The sequence below is a fragment of the Mesorhizobium sp. M4A.F.Ca.ET.050.02.1.1 genome (assembly GCF_003997725.1).
GTDB lineage: Bacteria > Pseudomonadota > Alphaproteobacteria > Rhizobiales > Rhizobiaceae > Mesorhizobium.
This window is the reverse complement of sequence record NZ_RZSG01000171.1, coordinates 1-9524: the sequence shown is the minus strand read 5'-3', so window position 1 is coordinate 9524 and position 9524 is coordinate 1. Positions and strand designations below refer to the sequence as shown.

10 protein-coding genes, 1 tRNA gene and 1 pseudogene are annotated in these 9524 nt (G+C 64.2%); 5 read left to right on the top strand and 7 right to left on the bottom strand.

Features of this window, described 5'->3' with window-relative positions:
* The 3 genes from EOA33_RS14040 to EOA33_RS14030 form a co-directional block, all read right to left on the bottom strand.
* Positions 1-1099: sugar ABC transporter substrate-binding protein (locus EOA33_RS14040; RefSeq protein WP_145989135.1), on the bottom strand; the 1099-nt coding region annotated here is incomplete at its 3' end.
* Between the two features lie 28 nt (positions 1100-1127).
* Positions 1128-2330, bottom strand: a complete 1203-nt coding sequence (locus EOA33_RS14035; protein WP_126056879.1) for a PLP-dependent transferase — start codon at positions 2328-2330, stop codon at positions 1128-1130.
* Entirely contained in the window at positions 2327-3058 is a 732-nt protein-coding gene (locus EOA33_RS14030) for a FadR/GntR family transcriptional regulator (RefSeq protein ID WP_126056880.1), read from the bottom strand. The genes EOA33_RS14035 and EOA33_RS14030 overlap by 4 nt, the downstream gene beginning before the upstream one ends.
* 175 nt (positions 3059-3233) lie before the next feature.
* Here EOA33_RS14030 and EOA33_RS14025 point away from each other — a divergent pair.
* Positions 3234-3462 (top strand): annotated as a pseudogene (locus EOA33_RS14025) (MucR family transcriptional regulator); the annotation flags it as partial.
* Positions 3463-3568: 106 nt separating this feature from the next.
* Here EOA33_RS14025 and EOA33_RS14020 read toward each other — a convergent pair.
* The 4 genes from EOA33_RS14020 to EOA33_RS14005 form a co-directional block, all read right to left on the bottom strand.
* The gene (locus EOA33_RS14020) at positions 3569-4231 is read right to left on the bottom strand and encodes a DUF2161 family putative PD-(D/E)XK-type phosphodiesterase (protein WP_126056881.1); all 663 of its coding nucleotides are present in this window, start codon (positions 4229-4231) and stop codon (positions 3569-3571) included.
* A 144-nt stretch (positions 4232-4375) separates the two neighbouring features.
* A complete protein-coding gene (locus EOA33_RS14015; RefSeq protein WP_245455277.1) occupies positions 4376-4711 on the bottom strand; it encodes a hypothetical protein in 336 nt (111 codons plus the stop codon).
* A gap of 150 nt (positions 4712-4861) precedes the next feature.
* Positions 4862-4937 (bottom strand) — tRNA-Ala (locus EOA33_RS14010).
* 175 nt (positions 4938-5112) lie between these two features.
* The gene (locus tag EOA33_RS14005; protein ID WP_127405881.1) at positions 5113-5505 is read right to left on the bottom strand and encodes a TIGR02300 family protein; all 393 of its coding nucleotides are present in this window, start codon (positions 5503-5505) and stop codon (positions 5113-5115) included.
* Positions 5506-5709: 204 nt separating this feature from the next.
* Between EOA33_RS14005 and aroA the strand changes: the two genes are divergently transcribed.
* The 4 genes from aroA to EOA33_RS13985 form a co-directional block, all read left to right on the top strand.
* Positions 5710-7068, top strand: coding sequence for a 3-phosphoshikimate 1-carboxyvinyltransferase (aroA, locus tag EOA33_RS14000; RefSeq protein ID WP_127405880.1), 1359 nt, complete (start codon positions 5710-5712; stop codon positions 7066-7068).
* On the top strand, positions 7068-7394 hold the full coding sequence (locus tag EOA33_RS13995; RefSeq protein WP_127405879.1) for a hypothetical protein: 327 nt from the start codon (positions 7068-7070) through the stop codon (positions 7392-7394). The genes aroA and EOA33_RS13995 overlap by 1 nt, the downstream gene beginning before the upstream one ends.
* Positions 7391-8041 carry a (d)CMP kinase gene (gene cmk / locus EOA33_RS13990; protein WP_127405878.1) on the top strand — a complete coding sequence of 217 codons (651 nt, stop codon included), beginning with the start codon at positions 7391-7393 and terminating at the stop codon, positions 8039-8041. Before EOA33_RS13995 ends, cmk begins: the two co-directional genes overlap by 4 nt.
* A gap of 203 nt (positions 8042-8244) precedes the next feature.
* The coding region (locus EOA33_RS13985) for a 30S ribosomal protein S1 (RefSeq protein ID WP_127405877.1) at positions 8245-9524 on the top strand (1280 nt) is incomplete at its 3' end.

The following is a 9524-nucleotide window of genomic DNA, read 5'->3' as shown; positions in this document are numbered from 1 at the left end:
ATTTGGAGCTGTCGCTGAGCTCGGTGAACCAGCCCTTGAACTGCTCGGTCTTGAAATGGGCATCCTGGTCGGCGCCATTGTGGATCGGGACGACGCCGACTTCCTTGGCCCATTCCAGATTGTCCTTGGGCGAGAGCAGCGTCGCCATCAGCTTCCAGGCATCGTCTTTATGCTGCGAATTGGCGAACATTGCCCAGCCGGCATAGCCCAGCGTCGGATAGGACTTGCCGCTCGGTCCGACCGGCAGCGGCGCCACGGCGAAATCGTCGGCACTCATCTTGTCAGCGATGCCGAGCAGCGCGTCCGGATCCTGATTGAGCATGGCGCATGTGCCGGAATAGAAGCCGGTGACGGTCTCGTTGAAACCCCAGCTCACGGCGTCCTTCGGCGCCAGGCCGTTCTTGTACATGTCGGCCAGCATCTGCAGGCCCTTGACCGAGCCTTCGTCGTTGATGGTCGAGGTGCCGTCCTCGTTGAAGTAGCCGCCCTTGCCGGCGGCGATGTTCATGAACATGTGCATGCCGTTGAAGGCGCCCGGGCCGCCGCGCAGGCAGTAGCCATATTTGCCGGGGATGGCCGAGATCTTCTTGGAGTCCTCGACGAACTCGTCGAGCGTCGCCGGCGGGCCGTCGAGGCCGGCCTGCTTGAACAGCTTTTTGTTCCAGAACAGCGCGTTCACATAGTAGCCGTAGGGGATCATGAACTGCGTGTTGTTGACGGTCGAGCCGAACTGTTTGGCGCGGTCGCCGAGCGTCTTGGCGTCGTCCCACTTGGCCATGTAGGGACCGAGGTCCTCGAGCTGGCCGTTGTTGGCATAGAGGCCCATCCAGCGTTCCGGCATCTCGACAACGTCGGGCGTGTCGCCGGCCTGCACCATGGTCAGGAACTTCTCGAAGGCCTGGCCCCAGGGCAGCGAGACGAGCTCGACCTTGACGCCTGGATTGGCCGCCTCGAATTCGGCGATCTGCTTCTTCAGGAATTCGGTGCGCGGCGGGCTGGTGATGACCTCGACCATCTTGATCGTGCTGTCGGCCAGGGCGCCGCTGGCGGAAATCGCCAGGCCGGCGACGGCGGCAAGCATCAGCGTCAGTCTCTTCATGTTCAGGACTCCCATTTTGAACGCTCGGTTATTTTCTTGCTTTGTCGAAGGCCTGGGCGATGTCGGCCCAGAGATCCTCGACGCTTTCCAATCCGACATTGAAGCGGATGGTTCGGGGGCTGACGCCGAAGCGCGCCATCGAATTCAGGCCCGGCGTCTGCTCGAGCGAGGCCTTGGCCGGCACAACCAGGCTTTCATGACCGCCCCAGCTGACGCCGATGCGGAAGAATTTCAGCGCATCGACGAAAGCGGGAATGTCGACATCCTCCGTCACCTCGAAGGAGAACAGCCCGGCATAGCCGGCAAGCGTCTTCTTGCCGGGATGGTTGGAATAGGCGGGATGATTAACCCGCTCGACCTTGCCATGCGCCTTTAGCCGCTCGGCGAGGATGAGCCCGCTCTTCATGTGGTGCGGCAGCCTTAGCGGCAGCGTGCGCAGGCCGCGCAGGAGCAGCCAGCCTTCGAAGGGTGACAGTTTGCCGCCGAGCGAGGAATAGGTCTGCTCGTTGATGTGCCTGATATGCGCGGCGGAGCCCGCCACCACGCCGGCAACAGTGTCGCTGTGGCCGCCGAGATATTTCGAGGCTGAATGCAGCACAAGATCGACGCCGTGCGCGATCGGCTTCTGGAACACGGGCGTCGCCCAGGAATTGTCGATGGTGGTGACGATGCCTTGCTCCTTCGCGAGCCGCGTCAGATGGGCGATGTCCTGCAGCTCGAACATCATCGAGGTCGGGCTTTCCAGGTAAAGCAACTTGGCGCCCGGCAGCGCCGCCGCCACCGCATCCGGGTCGGAGCCGTCGACATAGTCGACCTTGATTTGCAAGCGTGGGAACAGCCGCTCGAACAGCCGGTAGGCATCGCCATAGCAGTTGCGCACGGCGACGATGCGCTCGCCGGCGCCGACGAAGGCGAGCACCGTGGCGCTGATCGCGGCCATGCCGCTGGAGAAGCCGCGCGCGGCTTCGGCACCTTCGAGGGCGGCGACGCGCGCTTCGAACTCCATCACCGTCGGATTGTCGCCGCGCGAATAGATCGGCTGGCGGCGCCGGCCAGCAAAGGTGTCGGCCATCTCGGCATAATTGGCGAAGGTGAACAGCGAGGTCTGGTAGATAGGCGGCACCACCGCGCCGCCGGGGAACGGATCGTCATGGGCCAGAAGCGTAGCCGCCTCGGCCAGATAGTCGCTGTTGGAAAGGCCCGGGTCGAAACCGGTGGGGTGCTCATTCATTTGCGGTCCGAAAGCTTGAGGTTGGCGGCGCCGCGCTTCAGATCGTCCTCGACGGTGGCGATGAGCTTCAGCGCCTCGGCCCGAGCTCCTTCCGGGTCGTGCGCGGCAATGCGTTCGTAGATAGTCCGGTGATAGGGGAAGCTGGCGTGGCCGAAATCGCGCACGCCGAGCGGGTGTTCCCAGAAGCGGTGGAACAGCTCGTGCATGGCGGCAATGATCTGCTCGAACAGCGGATTGCCGGAAGCGCGGTAGATCGCCTGATGAAACTCCCAGTCCTCGTCCGATGACATGCCGGCGCGGGTCTGGAAAGCCTCCTCCATAAGGTCGAGCTTGCGTTCGATCTCGGCGAGCTCGGCCTTGCCGGCGCGGACGGCGCAAAGGGCGGCGGCCTCGGCCTCCAGCGCGCGGCGGATTTCCAGCGTGCGCATCAGGCCGGCGAAATCATTGCCGCCGGCCAGCGTCAGCGGCATGTGCAGCATATCGGGAGAGACGGCCGCCTTGAGATAGGTGCCTGAGCCCTGCCGCCGCTCGACGAGGCCGAGCCCCTCCCAGCGCGTCAGCGCCTCACGCACGGTGTTGCGGCTGACCTTGAGCCGCTCGGCCAGGATGCGCTCGGTCGGCAACTTCTCACCGGGACCCAGGGATTCCTGCCTGACGAAACCGGCCAAGGCCTTCAGCACCGCGTCGTCGCGGGCCGTCGTCTGGATGGGAGGCAAAAGATCGGTCAAGCCAGAGCCTAAAGTGGTTCAATGGTCCAACCAATTCTGCACAGAGCGAAAGGCGAGTCAACAGCCCGAAACGAGACAGGGCCGAACGGCGCGCAGATGCGATATACGTTCAGAACGATCCTGGCCGGATATTCCCCGGCCCAATCGGTGGAACTCAACCCCGCGGTTCCCATGAAAGAAATCCGTGGCGCCCAACTTCATCATCTGCCTCGAGGACAGACGGCACTTCAAATTGCTGAAGCGGCATATCGCCGTGCATTACGGCCTCTCGCCCGATCAATATCGGGCGAAGTGGAACCCTGCCTTCCAACCATCCGATGGAGGCACCGAACTATTCCGCAAACCGTTCGAGGCTCGCCAAGTCCATGGGGCTGGGACGCAAGCCTAACGGCTCGGCGCAGTAGGTCGCCCTCGCGAGAAGCGTTCGACGCTCGAGGCGGGATCGCCGTGCCGAATCGGCGGTCCGGTCATGGACCGATCCTTGATTGGTCGGCCTCGCGCGAACGCTCCTCAGCCGGCCTCGACCATCGTTTGCGACTGCAGGGCGACGTGGCCGACCTCGGTAAGCGCGTAGATCCCGCGCTCCGTTCTGGCAAACCAGCCATAGTAATTGTGCAGCAATATGTTGGCCGCGCGCAGCGAAACGGCTTTCAGGTCACGCGGTCGCTTCGGGCCGTCGGCCATGGCGGCGGCGCAGGCCAGCGCCTCCTGCCGGTAGGCGGTCATAATCGGCGCGCGCGTGCTGCCTCCGGCCGTGGGGTCGCCGCGCCGGCGCCGATGCTCCTCCATCAGGCGCGAACGCCGCCGGGGATCACGCCTCGGGGGCACGGCGGCGGGACTGAGCAGCAACTCGACCTCACCCTTACTGCCAACCCCCAGCAGCCCGAAGCCGAGGCGGCGGCACAGCGCGCGGAAGCGGCGGTCGTGCTCGCGCCCCTTGCCGCGCGCCGACATGAGCGCGGCGAGCCAGACCTCGTCGCAGGCTGCCGCGCGGTCGACGGCCTGGAGCACGAGTTCCAGATTGAACTGCAGTTTCAGTTCGCAGATGACCACCACGGGCGGCTCGCCATCGCGCAGCCCGACCACGTCGCAGCCGCCGACTTCGCCCTTGACGGTAAAGTCCAGGCTCTCGAGAAACCGCTTCACCGGGACGTATAGGGACGTTTCCTGCATGCGAGAGGCATAGCCGATTCGGACCGGGCGCGGACAGCGCCGCCAAAAGGGCGCGTCTCGACAGGCGGATTGGCAGCTGCAAAACCGGTCCGCGATGCTTGAGGCCCCTTCGACAGGCCGTCCAGCGCAGAGAGATTTGCTGAATTACTGCCTGGCGAACGCGCCCGTGTAGGTTTGGCCGGCAAGCGTATAGGTGGCGGCCAGCGTCCCGTCGGGCTGCATGATGAAGGTGGCGTCCGCGCCGTTCGGCAGGCGCGCAAGCTTCAATGTGTTGCCTGAAATCTTCCCGGCGCCATCGGCGACGCCCGGCTTGTTGTCGGCCAGAACTCCCCACGCATAGGTGACCGTCACCTGCCCGCGAGGAGCAATCGTGAGCACGGCCAGCTTGCCTTCATACATCCCGTCCAGCCGTCCGGCCCATATGCCGGAGAATGCGGCATATTTTGCCGGAACGCCCTTGTCGGGGGGCGTCGCCACCACGGATGGGTCCAGGACTGCCGAATCCTGAGCAGGAGGAACCGCGGCCAGGGCAGGTTGTGCAGGAGGTGGCGGTGGCGGCGATGCTTCAGGCGCCGATTGGCACGCGGCGAGCGTGAGCGACGCGAATCCAAGCATCAGGAAAAGACTGTTTGGTGGAGCCAATCGGAATCGAACCGACGACCTCTTGAATGCCATTCAAGCGCTCTCCCAACTGAGCTATGGCCCCACTCCCGGCAGTCAGCCGGCGCCGTTTCCGGCGAAGAGATCCGGCGCGGTTTTGAGGTCCGCGCCGTCAAGTGCAGGCGGCTTCTAACCCCGCCTTCGGTCAAGATCAAGCCTTCAACGACCGCTTTTTCGTCACAGGCCAACAAAGGCCGGCAAATGATCGCAGCGGGGCCCGATCAGACCTCGTCGTCGTCGTCGCCGACGCCGATCATGTCAGTAACGTCGTCGTCCTCTTCCTCTTCATCGGCAAGGAAGGTGTCGTCCTCATCGTCGCCGAGGTCCACATCGTCCTCGTCGTCTCCGAGATCGGGAAGATCGTCGCCGCCCTTGGCCTCGTCATCAGCCTCTTCGAGCGAGACGACCTCGGCGCCCTCTTCGTCCTCGGCGTCCACTTCCTTGTCGGCGACATCCTCGTCCTCCTCGAGAGCGGTGATCTTGCCTTCGTCGAAATAGGAGCGCGGATAGCTCTTGCCGGTGTAGGGCGAGACGATCGGGTCCTTGTTCAGGTCATAGAATTTCCGACCCGTTTCCGGGTCTATGCGTTTGGTGCCAAGTTCAGCTTTTGCCACAGCAAGCCTCGTAGATAGAAGAGTGGTCCCCTTAACGGCAGTTTACGGCGCTGTCAAAGCCAAAAGCCGGCTTCAGGCAGGCGTTGCAAAAGCCCGCAATCGAAGGCTTCTCGCAAGGGGATGACCATTTCCGTCCGCCGTGATACGAGACCGCCGCAACAAAAGAAAAGTGCCGGCGCGCCGGCGTTCCATCCAGGGAAAACCATGTCTCACGCTGCCGCTCCGAAACCGGCCACGGCCCGCAAATCTCCAGCCCTTTCCGGCGCCGCGCGGGTGCCGGGCGACAAGTCGATCTCGCACCGGTCCTTCATGTTCGGCGGTCTGGCCTCCGGCGAGACCCGCATCACCGGCCTGCTCGAAGGCGAGGACGTGATGCGCACGGGCGCCGCGATGAAGGCGATGGGCGCGCATATCGAGAAGCGCGGCGCCGAGTGGGTGATCCGCGGCACCGGCAACGGGGCGCTGCTCGAACCGGAAGGTCCGCTCGACTTCGGCAATGCCGGCACCGGCTCGCGCCTCACCATGGGGCTGGTCGGCACCTATGACATGGAGACGACCTTCATCGGCGATGCATCGCTCTCCGGCCGGCCGATGGGCCGCGTGCTGGAGCCGCTGCGGCAGATGGGCGTGCAGGTGCTGAAGGCGACGCCTGGCGACCGCATGCCAATCACGCTGCGCGGCCCCAAGCACGCCGCCCCCATCACCTACCGGGTGCCGATGGCCTCGGCGCAGGTGAAGTCTGCGGTGCTGCTCGCGGGCTTGAACACGCCGGGCATCACCACGGTGATCGAGCCGGTGATGACGCGCGACCATACCGAAAAGATGCTGAAGGGCTTTGGCGCCAATCTGACGGTCGAAACCGACGAGCGCGGCGTACGCCACATCTTCATCGAGGGCCAGGGCAAGCTCAGCGGGCAGACGATCGCCGTTCCAGGCGATCCGTCCTCGGCCGGCTTCCCGCTGGTCGCGGCGCTCATAGTATCGGGCTCTGACATCGTGATCGAGAACGTGCTGATGAACCCGACCCGCACCGGCCTGCTTTTGACGCTGCAGGAGATGGGCGGCCGGATCGACATCCTCAACCCGCGCAACGCCGGCGGCGAGGACGTCGCCGACCTGCGCGTGCGCTCATCCGAATTGAAGGGTGTCGTCGTCCCGCCGGAGCGGGCACCCTCGATGATCGACGAGTATCCGGTGCTGGCTGTTGCCGCGAGCTTCGCCGAGGGCGAGACGCTGATGCAGGGGCTGGAGGAATTGCGGGTCAAGGAATCCGACCGCCTGTCTGCCGTGGCCAACGGGCTGAAGCTCAACGGCGTCGACTGCACCGAAGGCGAAGCGACGCTTGCCGTGCGCGGCAAGCCCGGCGGCAAGGGGCTGGGCAGACACCCCAACGGGCCGGACACGACGGTGCAGACCCATCTCGATCATCGCATCGCCATGAGTTTTCTGGTGATGGGGCTGGCGGCCGAGAAGCCGGTGACCATCGACGACGCCAACATGATCGCGACGAGCTTTCCGGAGTTCATGGGACTGATGAAGGGGCTGGGCGCGGAGATCGGGTGATGTTGCGGGACTGGCCGCTCTTGGCAGGCTGCATTGGAGCTGCGCTGGTCCCGTATCTGATCGAACGCGTCGCTTTCAAAGAGCGGTTTGGCATTTTCGCTCTTCTTTTCTGGCTTCTGGTTCTTCAGTTCCTGGCTATCTATTTGTCGGTCGGCCCTGCCAGGTTTCTCGAAGACAATGGATGGGTCCTTCTTGCGGGACTTCTCAAAGGGATCGGGGCCATGGCCTTCATGACAATCGGCGTCATACCGCTCATTGCATTGCCGCTGTCGATCTCGATCGCCCTGGCGGTGCTGGCGTTCCGCCTGTTCAGGCAAGTCAGATGACCCATACCTTCACCATTGCCATCGACGGGCCTGCAGGCGCCGGCAAGGGCACGCTTGCGCGCCGGCTCGCCGACCACTACCGGCTGAACCTGCTCGACACCGGCCTCACCTATCGCGCGGTTGCCCACAAACTGCTTCAGCTTGGCCTGCCGCTCGACAACGTCTCGGCAGCCGAAACCGCGGCGCGGCAGGTGGACCTTTCGAAACTCGACCGCGCCGTGCTGTCGGCGCATGCGGTGGGCGAGGCGGCCTCGAAGGTTGCGGTCATTCCCACGGTGCGGCGCATCCTCGTCGAAAAGCAGCGCGACTTCGCCAAAACGCCGCCGGGCGCGGTGCTTGACGGGCGCGATATCGGCACCGTCGTGTGTCCCGACGCCGACATCAAGCTCTACGTGACGGCGAGCGCCGAGGTGCGGGCCAGGCGCCGGCTGGCGGAGATCGAGAGCATCGGCGGCAGCGCCGATTTCGCCACCATCCTGGCTGACATCGAGCGCCGCGACGAGCGCGACATGGGCCGGGCCGACTCGCCGCTCAAGCCGGCTGTCGACGCGCACTTGCTTGATACGTCTGAAATGGCTATAGAGGCCGCGTTTCTGGCGGCTATGGCGATCATCGACGACGTCCTGGCCAAGAGAAGCGGAGCCTGAGCCAGGTTTTTCCTCGTGTTTCCGTTGCCGGAGGCGAAGAAAATACCCATATCGGGCACAAACCAGCCTGCCAGCATTCTTCATGCGCCGGACTTGCCGCCAAATGCGGCCAAGGGCTTTTAGCCCGGAACGCCGGCAGGCTCACGCAACGCTAACCAACGGCGCCCACTCCGCGAAAGACGCGGAGTATTCCAGGAGAAACAATGTCAGCTGCTAATCCGTCTCGCGACGATTTCGCGAGCATGCTCGAAGAATCATTCACCGCCGGCCATTCCGGCGAGGGCCAGGTTGTCCGGGGCACGATCACCGCGATCGAAAAGGACATGGCCATCATCGATGTCGGCCTCAAGGTCGAAGGCCGCGTGCCGCTGAAGGAGTTCGGCGCCAAGGGCAAGGACTCCTCCCTCAAGGTCGGCGACACCGTCGAAGTCTATGTCGAGCGCATCGAGAACGCGCTTGGCGAAGCCATGCTGTCGCGCGAGAAGGCTCGCCGCGAGGAGAGCTGGGTGCGCCTCGAGGAGAAGTTCACCAAGGGTGAGCGCGTCGAAGGCGTCATCTTCAACCAGGTCAAGGGCGGCTTCACCGTCGACCTCGACGGCGCCGTGGCGTTCCTGCCGCGTAGCCAGGTCGATATCCGCCCGATCCGCGACGTCTCGCCGCTGATGCACAACCCGCAGCCCTTCGAGATCCTCAAGATGGATCGCCGCCGCGGCAACATCGTGGTGTCGCGCCGCACCGTGCTCGAGGAGAGCCGCGCCGAACAGCGTTCGGAAATCGTGCAGAACCTCGAAGAGGGCCAGGTGGTCGAGGGCGTGGTCAAGAACATCACCGACTACGGTGCGTTCGTCGACCTCGGCGGCATCGACGGCCTGCTGCATGTCACCGACATGGCATGGCGCCGCGTCAACCATCCGACCGAGATCCTCAACATCGGCCAGACGGTCAAGGTGCAGATCATCCGCATCAACCAGGAAACCCACCGCATCTCGCTCGGCATGAAGCAGCTCGAGAGCGATCCGTGGTCGGAGATCGGCACCAAGTTCCCGATCGGCAAGAAGATCAAGGGCACCGTCACCAACATCACCGACTACGGCGCGTTCGTCGAGCTGGAGCCGGGCATCGAGGGCCTCATCCACGTTTCGGAAATGTCGTGGACGAAGAAGAACGTGCACCCCGGCAAGATCCTGTCGACGACCCAGGAAGTCGACGTGGTGGTGCTCGAGGTCGATCCGGCCAAGCGCCGCATCTCGCTCGGCCTCAAGCAGACGCTGGAGAACCCGTGGGAAGCCTTCGCGCGCACCCATCCGGTCGGCAGCCAGGTCGAGGGCGAGGTCAAGAACAAGACCGAGTTCGGCCTGTTCATCGGCCTGGAAGGCGACGTCGACGGCATGGTCCACCTCTCCGACCTCGACTGGACCCGTCCGGGCGAGCAGGTGATCGAGGAGTACAATCGCGGCGACGTGGTCAAGGCGCAGGTGCTCGA